General features: G+C 73.4%; 17 protein-coding genes. 7 read left to right on the top strand and 10 right to left on the bottom strand.

What is annotated here, in order from left to right:
- Positions 1-65: 65 nt before the first annotated feature.
- Positions 66-884 (bottom strand): ABC transporter permease, encoded by an 819-nt coding sequence (locus LH044_RS15120; protein WP_227756416.1) that lies wholly within the window; start codon positions 882-884, stop codon positions 66-68.
- Positions 881-1,948 carry an ATP-binding cassette domain-containing protein gene (locus tag LH044_RS15125; RefSeq protein ID WP_374210630.1) on the bottom strand — a complete coding sequence of 356 codons (1,068 nt, stop codon included), beginning with the start codon at positions 1,946-1,948 and terminating at the stop codon, positions 881-883. The genes LH044_RS15120 and LH044_RS15125 overlap by 4 nt, the downstream gene beginning before the upstream one ends.
- Before the next feature lie 149 nt (positions 1,949-2,097).
- On the opposite strand from LH044_RS15125, the gene LH044_RS15130 reads away from it, so the two are divergent.
- Together LH044_RS15130 and LH044_RS15135 are read left to right on the top strand one after the other, a co-directional pair.
- Positions 2,098-3,075 (top strand): helix-turn-helix transcriptional regulator, encoded by a 978-nt coding sequence (locus tag LH044_RS15130; protein ID WP_227756418.1) that lies wholly within the window; start codon positions 2,098-2,100, stop codon positions 3,073-3,075.
- Between the two features lie 60 nt (positions 3,076-3,135).
- Entirely contained in the window at positions 3,136-4,053 is a 918-nt protein-coding gene (locus LH044_RS15135) for an amidohydrolase family protein (protein ID WP_227756419.1), read from the top strand.
- Between the two features lie 66 nt (positions 4,054-4,119).
- Here LH044_RS15135 and LH044_RS15140 read toward each other — a convergent pair whose 3' ends face one another.
- From LH044_RS15140 to LH044_RS15150, 3 genes are all read right to left on the bottom strand, one after another.
- Positions 4,120-4,905 carry a hypothetical protein gene (locus tag LH044_RS15140; protein ID WP_227756420.1) on the bottom strand — a complete coding sequence of 262 codons (786 nt, stop codon included), beginning with the start codon at positions 4,903-4,905 and terminating at the stop codon, positions 4,120-4,122.
- A 213-nt stretch (positions 4,906-5,118) separates the two neighbouring features.
- Positions 5,119-5,694 carry a hypothetical protein gene (locus LH044_RS15145; RefSeq protein WP_227756421.1) on the bottom strand — a complete coding sequence of 192 codons (576 nt, stop codon included), beginning with the start codon at positions 5,692-5,694 and terminating at the stop codon, positions 5,119-5,121.
- Between the two features lie 88 nt (positions 5,695-5,782).
- Positions 5,783-8,167, bottom strand: coding sequence for a glycoside hydrolase family 3 N-terminal domain-containing protein (locus tag LH044_RS15150; RefSeq protein ID WP_227756422.1), 2,385 nt, complete (start codon positions 8,165-8,167; stop codon positions 5,783-5,785).
- A 90-nt stretch (positions 8,168-8,257) separates the two neighbouring features.
- Between LH044_RS15150 and LH044_RS15155 the strand changes: the two genes are divergently transcribed.
- The gene (locus LH044_RS15155) at positions 8,258-8,620 is read left to right on the top strand and encodes an arsenate reductase family protein (RefSeq protein ID WP_227756423.1); all 363 of its coding nucleotides are present in this window, start codon (positions 8,258-8,260) and stop codon (positions 8,618-8,620) included.
- An 11-nt stretch (positions 8,621-8,631) separates the two neighbouring features.
- On the opposite strand, the gene LH044_RS15160 is transcribed toward LH044_RS15155, so the two are convergent.
- Together LH044_RS15160 and LH044_RS15165 are read right to left on the bottom strand one after the other, a co-directional pair.
- Complete coding sequence (locus LH044_RS15160) at positions 8,632-9,222, bottom strand: TetR/AcrR family transcriptional regulator (RefSeq protein ID WP_227756424.1); 591 nt, start codon at positions 9,220-9,222, stop codon at positions 8,632-8,634.
- A gap of 80 nt (positions 9,223-9,302) precedes the next feature.
- Positions 9,303-10,661: a cytochrome P450 gene (locus tag LH044_RS15165; protein WP_227756425.1), complete on the bottom strand. Its 1,359-nt coding sequence runs from the start codon at positions 10,659-10,661 to the stop codon at positions 9,303-9,305.
- 162 nt (positions 10,662-10,823) lie between these two features.
- Here LH044_RS15165 and LH044_RS15170 point away from each other — a divergent pair, with 162 nt between their 5' ends.
- Complete coding sequence (locus tag LH044_RS15170) at positions 10,824-12,092, top strand: cytochrome P450 (protein ID WP_227756426.1); 1,269 nt, start codon at positions 10,824-10,826, stop codon at positions 12,090-12,092.
- Here the strand turns inward: LH044_RS15170 and LH044_RS15175 are convergent.
- Entirely contained in the window at positions 12,055-12,336 is a 282-nt protein-coding gene (locus LH044_RS15175) for a hypothetical protein (RefSeq protein WP_227756427.1), read from the bottom strand. The two genes, LH044_RS15170 and LH044_RS15175, sit on opposite strands and share 38 nt — an antisense overlap.
- Positions 12,333-13,451, bottom strand: a complete 1,119-nt coding sequence (locus LH044_RS15180) for a pyridoxal phosphate-dependent aminotransferase (protein ID WP_227756428.1) — start codon at positions 13,449-13,451, stop codon at positions 12,333-12,335. Before LH044_RS15180 ends, LH044_RS15175 begins: the two co-directional genes overlap by 4 nt.
- Positions 13,452-13,510: 59 nt before the next feature.
- Here LH044_RS15180 and LH044_RS15185 point away from each other — a divergent pair, with 59 nt between their 5' ends.
- Positions 13,511-14,083, top strand: a complete 573-nt coding sequence (locus LH044_RS15185; protein WP_227756429.1) for a GNAT family N-acetyltransferase — start codon at positions 13,511-13,513, stop codon at positions 14,081-14,083.
- On the opposite strand, the gene LH044_RS15190 is transcribed toward LH044_RS15185, so the two are convergent.
- On the bottom strand, positions 14,070-15,647 hold the full coding sequence (locus tag LH044_RS15190) for a SpoIID/LytB domain-containing protein (RefSeq protein ID WP_227756430.1): 1,578 nt from the start codon (positions 15,645-15,647) through the stop codon (positions 14,070-14,072). The genes LH044_RS15185 and LH044_RS15190 overlap by 14 nt on opposite strands.
- A gap of 66 nt (positions 15,648-15,713) precedes the next feature.
- Between LH044_RS15190 and LH044_RS15195 the strand changes: the two genes are divergently transcribed.
- Both LH044_RS15195 and LH044_RS15200 read left to right on the top strand, forming a co-directional pair.
- Positions 15,714-16,478 carry an endonuclease/exonuclease/phosphatase family protein gene (locus tag LH044_RS15195; RefSeq protein ID WP_227756431.1) on the top strand — a complete coding sequence of 255 codons (765 nt, stop codon included), beginning with the start codon at positions 15,714-15,716 and terminating at the stop codon, positions 16,476-16,478.
- A gap of 47 nt (positions 16,479-16,525) precedes the next feature.
- Positions 16,526-17,398 carry an SDR family NAD(P)-dependent oxidoreductase gene (locus tag LH044_RS15200; RefSeq protein ID WP_227756432.1) on the top strand — a complete coding sequence of 291 codons (873 nt, stop codon included), beginning with the start codon at positions 16,526-16,528 and terminating at the stop codon, positions 17,396-17,398.
- Position 17,399: the final 1 nt, after the last annotated feature.

Raw genomic sequence — 17,399 nt, forward strand, 5'->3', positions numbered from 1 at the left:
CGCTCTGTTCCCGAGAGCTGGGGCGAACACCCCAGGAACTGGGAACAGAGCGGGCGGGGGCGAGGTCAGCCGGCGGTGCCGCTGCGCATCGTGCGGATGCCCACCGCCACGCCGGCGACGGCGACCAGGCCGGCGGCGACGAAGCCCTGCAGCACGACGCCGCGACCGACGACGCCGTCGAACAGGAGGCGCTCGGCGTCGACGACGTAGCTCAACGGGTTGATCGCCGACAGGGCCGACATCCACCCCGGCGCGTCGTCGAGCGGCAGCAGGATGCCCGACAGCAGCAGCAGCGGGAACAGCAGCATCTGCTGCACGGTCCAGAAGATCCAGTCCTGGCCCTTCGACGCCACGGCGAGCGCGTACGAGAACGACCCGAGGCCCACCCCGAACAGCGCGATCATCGCCAGCCCGAGGAGCATCCCGAGCGGTTCGGCGCGGAAGCCGAAGGGGATCGTGACGAGCACGATCAGCACGGCCTGCGCGACCACGGGGACGATCTCCTTCAGCGACCGGCCGAGCAGCAGCGACGGCCGGCTCAGCGGCGCCACCAGCATCCGCTCGTGCGAACCCGTCTGCATCTCGAGCTGCAGGTTCGAGCCGGTCATCGACGTCGCGAACAGGGCCGACATGACGATGATGCCGGGCACGAACCACTGCAGGACCGGTCCCTCGCCCACGCCGGCCACCTGGTCGAGCAGGGGGCCGAACAGCGCGAGGAACACGAGCGGCTGGACGAGGCTGAACGTCATCGACAGCGGGTTCGTCAGGATCGGCCGGAGCTCGCGGCCCATGACCAGCCCGGTGTCGCGGAGCAGCGAGCTCCGCTCGGGCGGGTCGGCCTCGAAGGGCCGGACGTCGGTGGTGCTGGTGACGGTGCTCATGACGGGACCTCCACGGTCTCGGCGGTGGCCGCCGGTGCGGCGGCGTCGGTGGTGGGCGAGGTGTCGGGTCCGGCGGCCGCCGAGGGGGGCGTGCCCGGCGCGTCGTGGCCGGGCGCCCCCTCCCGGAGGCTGCGACCGGTCAGCGCGAGGAAGACGTCGTCGAGCGTCGGGCGGGCGACCTCGGTGGAGGCGATGCGGACGCCGCGCGAGCGGAGCTCGACGATCACGTCGCCGACGAGCTGCGCACCGTCCCGGACGTGCACCGTGACGCCGGTGCCGTCGACCGTGGGCTCGACGCCGGTGGCCCCGCGCAACGCCTCGGCGACGACCGGGACGTCGTCGACCGACGGCGCGACGAGGCGGACGCGGTCGCCCGCGGTGCCGGCCTTGAGGCGCTCGGGCGTGTCGTCGGCGATGACCGTCCCGTGGTCGATGACCACGACCCGGTCCGCGAGCGCGTCGGCCTCGTCGAGGTAGTGGGTGGTCAGGACGACCGTGGTCCCGTGCTCCACGCGGAGCCGCTCGACCACGTGCTGGAGGTTGGCCCGGTTCTGGGGGTCGAGGCCGGTCGACGGCTCGTCGAGGAACAGCAGGCGGGGGAGGTGGACCATCCCGAGCGCGATGTCGAGGCGACGTCGCTGGCCGCCCGACAGCGTCGAGACGGTGCGCCGCTCGAGGCCGCCGAGCTCCAGCGACTCCAGCAGCTGGTCACTGCGGCGCTCGGCCTCCGCGCGGCCCATGCCGTAGATCCGGCCCTGCACGACCAGCTCGTCGCGCACCCGCTGCGCGTGCGCCGCGCCGTTGCCCTGGCCGATGTAGCCGATGCGTCGGCGGACGCCGGCCGGGTCCTCTCGGATGTCGCGGCCCACGACGGTGGCCGTGCCGGCGGTCGGCTGCAGGAGCGTCGTCAGCATCCGCAGCGTCGTCGACTTGCCCGCGCCGTTCGGGCCGAGGAACGCGACGAGCTCGCCGGCGCCGACGCGCAGGTCGATCCCACGGACGGCCTCGACCACGTCGCCGCGGCCCGAGCCGAAGTGCCGGGTCAGGCCCTTCGTCTCGATGATCGGCCGCTCGTCGAGCGGTGTCGGTGTGGGTGCCATGTGCTCCTCCTCCGGGCTGTGCCGTCTCCTGGGGCGGGGACCGCATCGGTTTAGGAGCACCCTCCCCGGCGTTGCGGACAGATCCTGACCGCAAGCTGGGGCAATCTGACGACATGAACGATCCGACCGCCCGGGTGCTGCAGCTCCTCTCCCTCCTCCAGACGCACCGGTTCTGGCCCGGCAACGAGCTGGCGGATCGGCTCGAGGTCAGCCCCCGCACCCTCCGTCGTGACGTCGAGCGGCTGCGGGAGCTCGGCTACCTCGTCGACGCCACCCCGGGGACGGCCGGCGGCTACCGCCTGGCGGCGGGCAACCACCTGCCCCCGCTCCTGCTCGACGACGAGGAGGCGGTGGCGATCGCGGTCGGTCTGCGCGGGGCGGCCGACGCGCCGATCGACGGCATCGAGGAGACCTCGGTCCGGGCGATGGCCAAGCTCGAGCAGGTCCTGCCGGACCGCCTGCGCCGACGGGTGGTCGCGCTCCACTCGAACGTGGAGGCCCTGCGCTGGTCGCGACCCGGTCCCCTCGTGGACCCGGAGGCGCTCGCCCTCCTCTCCCAGGCGTGCCGCGACTCGGAGCAGGTGCACTTCGACTACGAGCGTCGCGACGGCGAGCGGTCCCGCCGCCTCGTGGAGCCCCACCAGCTCGTGGTGGCCGGCCGTCGCTGGTACCTGGTGGCGTGGGACGTCCGGCGCGACGACTGGCGGACGTTCCGGCTCGACCGCCTCGCCGGCGCGCGGTTGGCCGGCCCGCGGTTCGCGCCCCGGACGCTGCCGACCGAGGACGCAGCCTCCTTCGTCGAGCGGTCCATCGGCGCGATGCCGGCCGCGCACCAGCTGTCGGTGACCATCGACGCGCCGGCCCCGGAGGTGGCGGAGTCGGTCCGGTGGCTCGGCGACGACCTGCGCGACCTCGGTGGTGGGCGGTGCCGGGTGGAGCTGAAGGCCGACTCGATCGAGCGGTTGGCCGGGATCGTGTCGCAGCTGGCCATGGGCGCCCAGGTGCACCTGGAGCCGGGTGAGGCCGCGACGCTGGTGGCGGCGCACCTCGCCCGCCTCTCGGAGCGGCTGGCCTCGGTGGCCGTCGGCTGAGCGCCCCGACCGCTCCGTGCAGAACTAGAACGCGGTTTCACTTTCGGCTACGTTGACCCGATGGTCGACGACGCGACAGCTGCACCCGGGGTCGAGCCGCTGGGGGACACGCCCTGGCCGAAGGGTCTCGGGATCGTGGACACGATGTTCGACCTCCCCTTCGCGGACATCCGCAAGGTGTACGAGTTCCTCTCCCCGCAGCTCCGCGACAAGGACTCGAAGGAGAGCTTCGAGTTCCCCGTCGAGTACATGTTCAAGGACGTGCCGAAGGCGGCGCTCGAGGAGCGGGACCCGGTCGACCACGCGCTCGCGCTGATGGACCACTACGGCATCGAGACCGCGCTGATCGGCTCGGGGTCCGAGGACCAGCACCGAGCGCTCAAGAACCACCCCGATCGCTTCCTCCCGTCGATGGGCGTCGACCCGAACGAGGGGATGAAGGCCGTCGAGGCGATCGTCCGCACCTACGAGACCGTCGGGCTCCGCGCCATCGCCGCGTTCCCCGCCGGGTGCTCGCCGCAGGTGCCGATCGACGACAAGCGCTGGTACCCCGTGTACGCCAAGTGCTGCGAGCTCGGGATCCCGATCTTCATGTGCGTGGGCGTGCCCGGCCCGCGGGTCCCGATGGCCTGCCAGAAGGTCGAGCACCTCGACGAGGTCTGCTGGTTCTTCCCCGAGCTCACGGTCGTGATGCGCCACGGCGCCGAGCCGTGGGAGGCGCTGGCGGTGAAGCTCATGCTCAAGTGGCCGAACCTGCACTACTCCACGTCGGCCTTCGCGCCGCGGTACTACCCGAAGGCGATCATCGACTACGCGAACACCCGCGGCGCCGACAAGATCATCTACGGCGGCTACTTCCCCATGGGGCTCACGCTCGAGCGGATCTTCAGCGAGCTGCCGGACGTGCCGCTGAAGGACGAGGTCTGGCCCAAGTTCCTGCGTGGCAACGCCCGCCGGGTGCTCGGCCTGGACGCCTGACCCGCACGACGCTCGCCCGCACGACGCTGGTCCGCCCGACGTCACACGTCGCCGGGCGGCGCCCGATCAGCGCACCCAGGTCCGGAAGCCGAGGTCCTCGCCCGACGGGCTGAAGGACGCCGACTCGGGCACCCGGAACCACGACGTGCCGCCGGCGTAGGCGTCGCCGGTCACGGCGATCGACCACTCGCCCGAGCAACCGCTCGCCGAGGTGACGACGGCGGCGTAGACGGTGCCGGCCTGCACCGCGGCAGGGCTGGAGAGCGGGACCTCGGTCCACTGCGCACCCGAGCCGCCCCGGTAGGTGCCGGCGCCGACCTGCGCACCGGTGGGCGTGCCGTCGAGCGCGACCCGTCGGATGACGACCGACGCCGCCACCGTGCCGCTGGTCCGGAGCGAGACGCCGTCGAGCGTCCCGGTGCGGCCGGCGGTGAACGTCTGGGCCCGCGTGTACTCGTTGTCGCACGTCATCAGGGCGTCGCCGACGCCCGCCCCGTCGTTGCTCTGGTCGACCGCCCGCCCGCCGGGTGGGACGGTCGGTGTCGTGGTCGGCGGCGTGGTGGTCGGCGTGGTCGTGGGCACCGTGGGCTCCACGACGACGCCGCCGGGCCGCGTCGGCACGGGCGCGATCGTGATCTTCTCGCCGCGCGAGATCCGCAGGTACTCGCCGACGGTCATCACCGGCTGCCAGATGCCCTCGTTGCAGGCGAGCACGTACCCGCCGTCGGTGCCCCACGGGTTGCCGTCGGCGGCCTTGGCGCACGGCTCCCACATCACCGCCTGCGACTGGCACGCGGTCACCACCAGCGCGGTGATCGTGATGGCGACGGCTGCTGCGATCGTTCGACGCATGGATGCTCCCCAGAACCCTCCCGGACGACCCCCGCAGCCGCCCGCGTCAGGGCGAACGGTACGTGAACGCCGGGTGGCGTGAAAGTCCGCGGCGGCGGAGTTCACCCGGCCGACACACGAGCGGACGGGGACGTCGACCGCCCGCGCGCGGCGGCCCACGGTGGGCGCGACCGCGGGCGGCTCGCGCCCCACCCACGGTCGAGCTCGATGAGGTCAGCGGACCCAGGTGCGGAACCCGAGGTCGGTGTCGGCGAAGAACGACAGCGCGCTCGACCCGGCCGTCGTGGTCCAGACCGCGCCGCCCGGATACGGGTCGTCGTCGTTGGCGACCAGGCCGAACCCGACGTGGCAGCCCGTCCTCGTCAGGATCACGATCGCGTACTGGGTCCCGGCCGTGACCGGCGCCGGCGTGGACAGCGGCACGTCGGCCCACTCGCCGGACGGCGGGCCCTGCAGGTCACCGCTGCCGATCTCGGTCCCGCTCGGCGCGTGCGCGCCGTTGACCGTCTGGATGCTGAGCGCCACCGCCACCTCGGTCGCGGGGCCCTGCGGCGAGCCGGGGTCGAAGGGGCCGGTCACGCGCAGCGAGACGCGGTCCATCGTCCCGGTGCGCCCGGCGGTGAACGTCTGCACGCGGAGCAGGTCGTGCGGGCAGGACATGAACCACGTGCTGGTGGCCGGTGCCTCGGACCGCTGGTCGATCGTGCTGCCCGGACCGGGCGGGGCGGTGCACGCGGCGAGGGCCAGTGCGGCGGCGACGAGCGTGGTGGGGACGACGTGGCGGTTCATCGGACCTCCCGGAGGTGGTCGCCGTCATGGTCCCGCCGGCGGCGTGGACCGATGCTAGACCCCGCCCCGCCGTCTGCGCCCGGGGAGCTCAGCGCTCGTCGACGTGGACCGCCGTCGCCACGACCTGCACCTGCCGGTACTCCTGGACCTCGCCCCCGAGGTCGACGGTCGCGGTGCGTGCCGGCGCGCCGGCCCAGCCGCCGACCTCGAAGCGGAAGGCGCCGGGCTCGCAGACGAAGTCGAAGCTGTCGTCGAAGAACGCCAGCCGCGTCGGGTGCACCGTGAACGTGATGCGCCGCGACTCGCCGACCGGCAGCGGCACGCGGGCGAAGCCCACCAGCTGCCGGTCGGGCCGGGCCACGGAGGCCGACTCGTCGTGGGCGAAGAGGGGGACCACCTCGACGCCGGGCCGCGACCCGGTGTTGGTCACGGTGACCGTGGCCGTCGTGGGCTCGGTCGTGCTGCCCGCCTCGACCACGAGGTCGGACCAGCCGACGGTGGTCGTCGACAGCCCGAACCCGAAGGGGTGCAGCGGCGAGGTCGGCGAGTCGGTGTAGTCGCCCCAGAACGCGCTCGAGCCGCCACCGGCGCGGTGGTTGTAGTGGACCGGGAGCTGCCCGACGTGGCGGGGGAGGCTGACCGGCAGGCGACCGGCCGGCGGCTCGACGCCGAGGACCACGTCGGCGATCGCGGCGCCGCCCTCCTGGCCCGGCACCCAGGCGAGCAGCGTGGCGGCGCTCGCCTCCTCGACCCGGGCGAGCGTGTGGACCCGGCCGGACACGACCACGGTGATGACGGGGGTCCCGGTCGCCGCGAGCGCCTCGACCAGCTCCTCCTGCACGCCGGTCAGCGCCAGGTCGACCGCGTCGCGCGCCTCGCCGACCGTCGCGTCGGGCACCAACCCCGACCGCCCCCCGACGCAGCACACCACGACGTCGGCCGACGCCGCGGCGGCCACCGCCGCGTCGAAGCCGGACCGGTCGTCGCCGGTGGTCGCGCAGCCCCGCTCGTGGACGACCGTCGCGCCGGTCCCCTCGAGCGCGGCGGCGATGCCGGCGAGCGGGGTCACCGACTCGGGGTAGTGAGGGCCCGGGGCGAAGGCGCCGCCGGCCTGCGGGAGCAGCCCGCCGTCGTCGGTCGTACCGCCGTAGATGATCTCGAGGTGGGTCGGGTAGTGGTAGTCGCCCTGCAGCAGCCGGACGTCGTCGGCCGCGGGACCGATGACGGCGATCGTGCGGCCCGACAGCGAGGCCGGATCCACGGGCACGGTCCCGTCGTTCGTCAGCAGCACGATCGACTCGACCGCCGCCCGCCGGGCGAGCGCCCGCCCGGTCGGGGTGCCGAACGCGGCCGGCGCGACGTCGGAGTCGACGAACGGGTCCTCGAACAGCCCGAGCGCCACCTTCTGCGCCAGCACGCGCCGGACGGCGGCGTCGACGATCTGCTCGGGCACGATTCCCGCCTCGACGAGCGGCGGCAGCTCGGCGTAGCAGTCGAGCGCCGGCAGCTCGACGTCCATCCCCGCCAGCAGCGCCTTGGCCGCGGCGACGCCCTTGGTCGGCGCGATACGGTGGAACGTGCGCAGGAGGTCGACCGCGAAGTAGTCGGCCACGACGGTGCCGGTGAACTCGAGCTCCCCGCGCAGCAGCTCGATGAGGATCATCGCCGAGCCGGCGCACGGCAGCCCGTCGACCGACGAGTAGGAGTTCATGACCGAGCTCAGGCCGGCGTCGCGGATGGCGGCGGCGAACGGCTCGGCGAACACCTCGCGCAGCTCGCGGGAGCCCAGCTGCACCGGGCCGTGGTTGCGCCCGCCCTCGGGCAGCCCGTAGCCGAGGAAGTGCTTGCCGGTGGCGATGACGCCGTCGCGAGCGCGCGGCTGCAGCGTCGGCTGGTCGTCCGCGTCTGCCTCCACCGCACCGGGGCGCCGCAGCTCGGCGCTGCCCTGGAGCCCGATCACGTACGCGACGCCGAGCTCTCCGGCCAGCACGGGGTCCTCGCCGTAGGTCTCCTCGACGCGACCCCAGCGGGGGTCGCGGGCGATGTCGAGCACGGGGGCGAGGCTCTGGCGCGCGCCGACGGCGACCATCTCGGTGCGGATGTGGTCGGCGACCTCGTGCAGCAGCTCGCGGTCCCAGGTCGCGCCGAGGCCGATGCCCTGCGGGAACTGCACGGCATCGCGGGCGCAGAAGCCGGCGACCGACTCCTCGTGGATGATCGCCGGGATGCCCAGCCGGGTCTCCTCGACGAGGAACCGCTGGATCTCGTTGGCGAACACCGCGAGGCCCTGCGGTCGCAGCCCGGTCGATGCCGCGATGCGCGTGACCTGGCCGGTGCCGTCGCGCAGGAGGCGCCGCGCCGCGTCGTCGGAGAACCCGCTGTCGTCCACCAGCTGGGTGGACCACACGCAGCCGAGCTGGGCCAGCTTCTCGGCCAGCGTCATGTCGGCGATCAGCGCGTCGATGTCGGTCATGGGCCGCGATCCTTGCAGAGCCCGAGGGCCCCGGATGCGGGCCGTCGGAGCGGAGCGGTCGCGACGGCGCGCCCGCTACGGTGCGCGGCCATGGCCGACGTCGTGATCTTCCACAACCCGAACTGCAGCACCTCGAAGTACGCCGTCGGCGTGGCCGCCGACCTCGGGGTCGACGTCGAGGAGCGCCGCTACCTGCTCAAGGCGCAGCGGCCGACGCGCGACGAGATCGTCGAGCTGCTGGGCGAGCTCGAGGACCCGGCCACCGACCTCGTCCGCCGCGACGCCAACTTCGCCAAGCTCGGGCTGTCCGACGCCGACGTCGCCACCCCCGACCAGGTCGCCGACGTCCTCGCCGAGCACCCGGAGCTGCTGCAACGTCCGGTGCTGGTGAAGGACGGCACGGCGATCATCGGCCGACCCAAGGATCGCGTCGAACCGTTCCTGAAGGGCTGAATCCCGGCGCGTCAGGCGTCGGCGCCGAACACGGTGGCCACGACCGGCTCGATGCAGAGGGCGCCGATCTCGGCAGGGTCCGTGTCGGGCGCGAACACGTGGCGCACGAAGCCGGTGAGCAGCTGCCCGACGATCAGGCGGGCCACCGTGACCGGGTCCTCGACCTCGGGCACGGTCGTCTCGATCCACGCGGTCGTCGCCGGCTCGAGCAGGTCGATCAGCGCCTGGCCGACCGGCAGCACGGTGGCCTCGCCGTGCATGCCCTCGCTGATGAGCAGCCGCCAGATGGCCTGCTCCTCGAGCGCGCCCTCCCACACGTGGCGGAACAGGGCGCGCAAGCGGTCGGCGGGCGGATCGGACGGATCGATCGGGAACTGGTCCGACATCCGGCTGCCGTACTGGCGCTCGGCGACGACGGCGGCGAGCAGCGCGTCCTTGGACTCGAAGTAGTGGTAGATCGCCGCCACCTGGAGGTCGCACGCCGCGGCGAGCTGGCGCATGGTCATGCCCTTCGCGCCGCGCTCGGACATCAGCCGCAGCGCCGTGTCCAGGATGTGGTCGCGCTGGTTGGGTCGCGTCGCGACGCCGTCGGCCGTGGGCATGGCCGACAGTGTGGCAGCCGGGCCGACGCCCGTGTGCGAAGGGCGACCGGCGGGAACCCCCGCCGGACCGTCCGGTGGGATCAGTGGGCGACGGGGCAGCCCGAGCCGCTGTAGGTGGCAGGGATGTCCTCGAGCGCGATCACCAGCGTCGAGTCGCCCCGGCCGGGGGTCAGGCCCTCGGGCACGTCGATGTCGGGGAGCCGGCTCAGCAGCTCCTGGAACACCGTCTTGACCTCCATGCGGGCGAGGTTGGCGCCGAGGCAGAAGTGCGGGCCGATGCCGAACGCGAGGTGCGGGTTGGACTCACGGGTGAAGTCGAGCTCGTCGGGGCGCTCGAACACCGTCTCGTCGCGGTTGGCCGAGCCGTAGAGCATGAGCACCCGGTCGCCCTCGACCAGGTCGGTGCCGCGGTAGGTGTGGTCGTGGGTGACGGTCCGGATGAACGACAGCACCGGCGTGACGTAGCGGATGAGCTCGTCGACGGCCCGGTCCATGAACTCGTCGTCCCAGAGGTTGTCGAGCATCAGCTTCTTCTGGTCCGGGAACCTCGACAGGGCCACGAGGCCGCCGGAGATGGCGTTGCGGGTCGTCTCGTTGCCGGCCACGAGGAGCACGGCGAGGAAGGCGAGCAGCTCGTCGTCGTTGAGCGTCGAGTGGTGCTCGCGCTCCTCGAGCTCCTCCTTGGTGATGCCCTGGAGCGCCTTGTGCTCCTTGGTCAGGTCGCCGGCGTCGAACGCCTGCGTGAGGATCGAGATGATGTCGTCCTTGGGGTCGGCCCGGCGCTCGGCGATCAGGTCGAGGCACATCATGGCGTACTCGCCGAAGGCGCCCGCCGCCGCGTGCAGGATCGGGTCGTCGGCCTCGATGTGGCCGTCGCCCGCCATCATCGCGTCGGACCAGGCGTACATGGACAGCCGCTGCTGCGGGTCCAGGCCCATGAGCTCGCAGATGATGATCAGCGGCACGTGGATGGCGAAGTCCTGCACGAAGTCGACCGTGACCTGCTCGACGTCCTGGCCGTCCTCCGCGGCCTTGGCCTGCACCCGCTCGGTCATCGTGTCGATGATCTCGTTGGTCAGCTGGCGGACGTGGGGGATGAGGTCGCGCACGCGGCGGGGCGTGAAGCCCTGGTTGATGAGCCGGCGGGTGCGGATGTGCTCCTCGCCGTCGAGCGTGATGATCGACATGTCGCCGGCGATCACCGGGCGCACGCCGAAGCGGTTGCAGTACGTCTCGGGATCGCGGCTGATCGTGAAGACGTCCTCGTGGCGGGCGGCCACGTAGAGGTTGTTCGGCTCGTCGCGGACCAGCGTGGGCTGGGCCCGCAGCCAGGCGTAGAGCTCGCCCGGGTCATCGAAGATGCGCGGGTCGCAGAAGTCGGTCTGCGAGAAGTCGCGCTCGTCGGAGGGTGAGGTGGAGGAGTCCTCGAGCAGGGTCATGGGTGTCACGGTAACGACGACCGAACGTTCGTTCAAGGGCGGACCGAACGATCGTTCAGAACGGTCGGGGTGAACCTGGCACCCCACCGGTCGAACGTTCGATCAGGGGAGGTACGCTCGGCCCACCGAACGCCGCCGCACCGGCCGCACGGAGGGGGCTCCATGACGACCATCGACCCGATCCAGCTCTCCGAGGTCGATCTGCTCGACCTGGACGCCTTCGTCGCCGGTCGCCACCACGCGATGTTCCAGGTGCTGCGCGCCGAGGACCCGGTCCACTGGGCCGAGGAGCCCGACGGGCCGGGGTTCTGGTCGGTCACCAAGCACGCGGACCTGCAGATGGTGAACCGCGACACCGCCCTGTTCTCGAGCCAGGCCGGCAGCACGCAGCGCCTCGACCCCGACCCCGACAGCGGCTTCGACACCCGCGGCGTGCTCCTCCTCGACTCCGATCCGCCGATCCACACCCGCTACCGCCGGCTGGTCAACAAGGGCTTCACGCCCCGGATGATCGGCCTGCTCGAGCAGCACCTCCGGTACCGGGCCGAGCTGATCGTCGACGACGTGATCGAGGCCGGGGAGTGCGAGTTCGTCACCGACCTCGCCGCCGAGCTCCCGCTCCAGGCCATCGCCGAGATCATGGGCGTGCCCCAGGAGGACCGCCGGCTCATGTTCGAGTGGTCGAACGCGATGATCGGCAGCCAGGACCCCGAGTACCAGGACCCCGACGACCCGAACAAGCCGCAGACGGCCGCCGCGGAGATCTTCGCCTACTCGAACCAGCTCGCCGCCCGCCGTCGCGAGGACCCGCGCGACGACATCGTGACCAAGCTGCTCAACACCGAGATCGAGGGCGAGCGGCTGAGCGAGCTCGAGTTCGACATGTTCATGCTGCTGCTCACGGTCGCCGGCAACGAGACGACGCGCAACGCGACGTCGGCCGGCATGTGGGCGCTGCTGACCCACCAGGAGCAGCTGGCCAAGCTGATCGCCAACGCGGACGACGAGACCTACGTGTCCACCGCGATCGACGAGGTGCTCCGCTGGTCCAGCCCGGTGATGCACTTCCGGCGCACGGCGATGGAGGACACCGAGATCCGCGGGCGCGAGATCAAGCAGGGCGACAAGGTCCTGATCTGGCACATCTCGGCCAACCGCGACGAGGAGGTGTTCGAGGACCCGTTCCGCTTCGACCTCGAGCGCCGTCCGAACGAGCACGTCGCCTTCGGCGGCGGCGGGGCGCACTACTGCCTCGGCGCCAACCTCGCCAAGCTCGAGCTCGAGATCATCTTCGCCGAGGTGCTGAGCCGGATGCCCGACATCGCCGCCACCGGCCCCGCCGAGATGCTGCGGTCGAACTTCATCGGCGGCGTGAAGCACCTCCCGGTGCGCTTCACGCCCGGCCGACGCAAGCACCCGACCCAGGGCTGAGGCCCGCCCCGCGCCAGTACCTCTCCGCGACGCTGCGCCCTCCGGCGCTCTGGCGGCGCGATCGGTCGTGATCCGACGGATCCGTCCGCCAGAGCGGTCGCGTGGTCGCCGGCACCTCGAACAGGTCCTCGAGCCGGTCGAGGTGGAGGACCACGTGCAGCGTGCGATCACGCTCCTCGACGACGTCGTCGCCCGTGGTGGCGCGCCGGACGTCGCCGCCGTCGTCGGGAGCGGCGGAGGTCATCGGACGGAGGCGGCGCCGGCGGTGAGCGACGAGAGGCCGGCAAGCAGCTCGTCGGTGCCGGGCCAACCGAAGCCGAGGCGGAAGTGCCGCCGGTCGGCGTCGAACCAGTGGCCCTCGCCGACGAACGTGCCATCGTCGTTGATGGCCCGGTAGAAGCCGTCGACGTCGTCCACCGCGCCCGGCCGCAGCCGCGGGAAGCACACGACGCCCGCCCTCGGCTCGACGACGTCGAGCCAGTCCTGGTCGACCAGCCAGTCGAGCAGCACGCCCCGGCGCTCGGCGATGACCGGCAGGATCCGCGCCAGGTGCTCGTCGCGGCGCCGCAGCACCTGGCACGCCGCCTCCTCGTCGAGCGCGGACCCGCAGATCACCACCTGCTCCTTGGCCGCCAGCAGCCGCTCCTGCGTCTCGGGGTCCTGGGTGAGCACCCAGCCGAGCCGCAGTCCGGGCAGCCCGTAGGACTTGGACAGCGAGCTGACGCTGATCGCCCGGCTCGACAGCGTGGCGGCGACGGGCAGGGGGTCGGGGTCCATGTCGCGGTACGTCTCGTCGACCAGCAGCCAGAGCTCGTGGCGCTCCGCCAGCTCCACCAGCGCGTCGAGGTCGGACCGCGAGAGCACGGTGCCGGTCGGGTTGTGCGGCGACGTGACCGAGATCAGCCGGGTCGACGGGCGCACCGACGTCGCGACGCGGTCCACGTCGAGCGCGAAGCCCTCCTCCATCCGCAGCTCGAGCGTCTCGACCTCGGCCCCGATGACCCGGGGCGTCTCGAGGTTGGTCGCGTAGTTGGTGTGCTCGACGAGGAGGTGGTCGCCGTCCTCGAGGAGCGACGTGGCGACGAAGAACAGCGCCGCGGCCGCCCCCGGGGTGCAGAGCACGTCGTCGGCCCCGAGCGTCGTCCGGCCGCCCGGGTTCGAGTGCTCGGCGATCAGCTCGCGCAGCTCGGGCAGCCCGCGGTGGTCGCCGTACGCGACGGTCAGCTCGCCCGACAGCTCGACGCCGAACTCGGCGAGCGTGCCGTCGGTGAACGAGCTCTCCGTGAGGTTGCAGCGGATCGTGTCGTAGCCCCGCTCCTCGGGCGACTCGATCTCGATGGGCAGACGGCGGTACCGCATGGCCCGACGCTACCGGCGGTCGCCCGCGACCGAGCCCGGCCGCCCCCTACCCTCCTGCCGTGGCCGTCGACCGCAGCCGACTCTCGTTCCGCCGCCTCACCGACGAGGACCTCCCGATGCTCCACCGCTGGCTGAACGAGCCGGGGGTCGTGCGCTGGTGGGAGGGCGACGACGTCTCGTGGGAGGGGGTCCGCCGGCAGTACGGCGCCGAGGCGCGCGCGGCGGACTCGGTCGAGCTGCACATCGCCGAGCTCGACGGTCGACCGGTCGGCTGGATCCAGTGCTGGTTCCTGGCCGACGAGGACGAGGTCGACGGCTGGGAGGCGCGTGGCTTCGACCCCGTCGGGACCGCCGGCATCGACTACCTCGTCGCGGCGCCGGCCGAGCGGGGCGCCGGGCTGGGCACGGCGATGATCGACGCGTACGTGGAGCGCGTCGTCTTCGGCGACCACCCCTGGATCACCACCGTCGGCTCGGATCCGGACGAGGGCAACGAGCGCTCGTGGCGGGCGCTGGCGTCGGCCGGGTTCCGCCCGGTCGGCCCGCTGGTCGACGGCGAGCGGACCTACCGGCTGATGCGACGGGACCGCCCGCCGGAGGGCGCCGGCGCCGCGCCGGTCACTTCACCGTGACGTCGCGGCACCCGATCGGCACGCCCTGGCCGGTCGGCGTGTCGAGGAGCGTGACGCAGATGGAGCGCGTGCCGGGGGCGCCGTTCCACATGGCGGCCCAGCGCCCGTCGACCGTCTGGACCTCGCGGGTCGCGACCTCGGCGCCCATCGTCGACACGATGCGCACGCGCGGCGCTCCCTCGGGGTCGATCGCCACGCCGGTGACCGCGATCGTCCGTCCGCTCGCTCGGGCCAGCTCGATCGCCCCGCCGGGCAGGTTGACCGGCGCCGGACCGGCCGGCGCGCCGCCGCCGACGGTGAACTTCGTCGACATGAGCTGCGCCGACGGCGACGACGCGTTGATCGTCGATCGGAACGACGCGCCCTGGACGTCGCGGGTGCCGCCGGTGCCGACGAGCCGGATCGTGGCCTTGTCGACGCGACCCGACACCCCGAGCGGTCCGAGCACCTGCACCGACGTCACCTGGCCGAGGCCGAACCACGCGCCGAGCTGGGCGCCGGAGTAGGACCGCGTCCAGGCCGCGTTGGGGTTGCCGCCGGTCAGGTCGGCCGGGTCGGCCACGCCGCGCAGGTAGGGCACCGCGCTGACCCAGACCGTCTCGCTGTTCTCCGTGAAGCCGCCCGAGGAGGCCGAGTACACGGCGTCGATCAGGCCGCCGCCGTAGGTCACCACCTGCGCGTCCGTGGCGTCGACGGCGGCGACCCACTGCGCGCCCATGGCGCCGGCCTCCTTCTCGTAGGCCAGGTAGGACTGGTCGGGGAGCCCGCCGACGATGTCGTACGAGCCGCCGCCCCCGGCTGCGGCGACCTTCTTCTGCGCGTAGGTGCGGGCTGCGATCGCCTGCGCCTTGAGCGCCTCGGCCGGCCAGGACGAGGGCATCTCGCCGAGCCCGTACAGGTACTCCTGCATCGAGGTGCTCAGCACCGCCCGCACCGAGCCGTTCCCGGTCGGGAGCAGGAGCACCGTGCCGCGGTTGTAGCGGTAGCCGGGGGGCGTCATCCGCATGGGTGCGCCGTGCACGTCGACCATGACGGCGGCGGCGCTGGCGTTCACGCCACCCGACAGGAAGATCGTGCCGCCCGACGACGTGACGGTCACCGGCGCCGCGGTCGTCCCGAGCGACGGACCGAACACGGCGGTGAACGACGTCGCCCCCGACGGGGCGAGCGAGAACGACGCCGAGGTGCCGAGCAGCACCCTGATGCCGGGCGTCGACGTCGTCGTCAGCGCGGTGCCGGAGTAGTAGTGGCCGAGGATCTGCGATGCGGACGAGCCCTGTGCGGCCCAGCCCCGCGCCCCCCACTGGCTCATGCCGACGCCGTGGCCCCACCCGGCGCCGGTGAACGTGAACGTCGTGTCGGCGGCGGCGATCGGCGCCGACACGCCCCACGCGCCCAGCGCCAGGACGAACGCCGCGGCCAGCACGGCGAGTCGCCGGCCCCGGCCCCCCGGTCCGGCGGGAGAGGGTCGGAGGGGCGCGGACGGGCGGACGGGCTGCACGGAGTCCGATTCGGCCCGCGTCGGGGCGGACTTGAGGTTGTCCGCCGGTGTCACCCGGCTCACCCCGAGATGGTCCACAGGTCGTCCCGCTGGGTGTGTCCGCCGCACCCGTGCGACGCTACCGGCGCCATGCGCGTCGCCACCTTCAACGTCCGACACGGCCAGCCGCCGCGGTCGCGCCGCGCCGACCACGCCCGGCTGCTCGACGCCGTCCGGACGCTCGACGCCGACGTGGTCGCCCTGCAGGAGCTCGACCGCCGCACCCGTCGCGTCGGTGGCGTGGACCAGCCGCTGCTCATCGCGGAGGCGACGGGGCTCGAGGTCACCTTCGCACGGGCGATCGACCACGACGGCGGGGAGTACGGCGTGGCCCTGGCCACCCGCAGCGCGCCCGAGTGGTCCGAGGTGCTGCCGCTGCCCGGCAGCGGCGAGCCGAGGGTCGCGCTCATGGCGCTGGTGGACGACGCGGACGTCCCCGCCGATGCGGTCGGCGCGGACCGGGAGGGCGGCCGCCGTCGAGCACGGCCCTGGGCGGTGGCCTGCACGCACCTGGCGACGGCGACCGACGTGGCGGTCGGCCAGCTCCGGATGGTGCTGGCGGCGGTGGACGAGCTGGCCGGCGACCGGCCCGCGGTCGTCCTCGGCGACCTGAACCTCGGCCCGGACCGCGTCGGCCCGGTCCTGTCGGCCACCGGCTGGGTCGCGGCGCCGAGCGGTCCGACGCACCCGACGACCCGCCCGGATCGGCGGATCGACTGGGTCCTCGTCCGACGTGCGACGGTCCGCTCGGCGCACGTCGTCGACGTGCGCGCGAGCGATCACCTGCCCCTCGTGGCCGTCCTCGACGCCGCCGACCACCCCGCTCCCGTGGACGGGGGAGGGTCGGCTCCGTAGCCTTGGTCCTCGGGGAAGCGCGGGAGCGGGTGCGGCGGATGCAGCGGATGGAGCAGGATCCGGAGGAGCTGGCGGCGGGCACTGCGCCGCGCCAGAGCGAGAGCGACCGGCCGCCGGTCGGCGAGCCGCTGGTGGTCTCGCGGCGCAACCCGGCGGCGCGGCCCGCGGGCGCCGACGGTGCCGCGGCCGAACCCGCCGCGGCCCCTGCGGCCCGCACCGACGATGCGCCCGATGCATCGGCGGCGCGCCGGGCGGAGCTGGACGGCCGCGTCGCGCTGGTGACGGCGGCGGCCGGCGAGCTCGGCGGCGCGCTGGCCGCGGCGCTCGTCGACCGCGGGGCCCGCGTACTGCTGGTCGACCACGACCTCGGCGGGTTGGTCGACGCGGTGGACGCCCTGGCGCACGGCCGGGCCGTCCCCGTCTGGTGCGACCTCACCTCCGACGCGGCCGTGGCCTCCGCCTGCGAGTTCGTCGCCCGCTCCGCCACCGTCGACGTCGTCGTCCACGTGGGTGAGGCGGCGCAGCCCGATGCCGAGGTCCGCCCGGACCTGGAGGACCGTTACGGCTCGACGGTCCGGGGACCGCTCGCGCTGGTGGGCGGCCTGGCACCGTCGCTCGCGCCGTCGGCCCAGGTGCTGCTGGTGGGCCCTCCGGTCCCGGCCGACGCCGACGCGCTCGACCGGGTCGCGCCCGAGCTGGTCCGCGAGCACCTGCCCGTGGCCGACGACGTCCGGGTGGCCCGGGCGGAGTGCGGCCCGGGCCTGGCCCCCGGCCTGTTCGCCGGTGCCGTGGTCGACCTGCTGGCGCGGGACGACGTCGCGCTGCGGCAGCTCGCGCTCGATGCGGTCGTCGACGAGGTGCCGACGACGCTGCCGGACGCCCTCGACGGGCTCGGCGGGATCGGAGACCCGCTCCGGTAGC

It is taken from the genome of Dermatobacter hominis, assembly GCF_020715685.1.
GTDB lineage: Bacteria > Actinomycetota > Acidimicrobiia > Acidimicrobiales > Microtrichaceae > Dermatobacter > Dermatobacter hominis.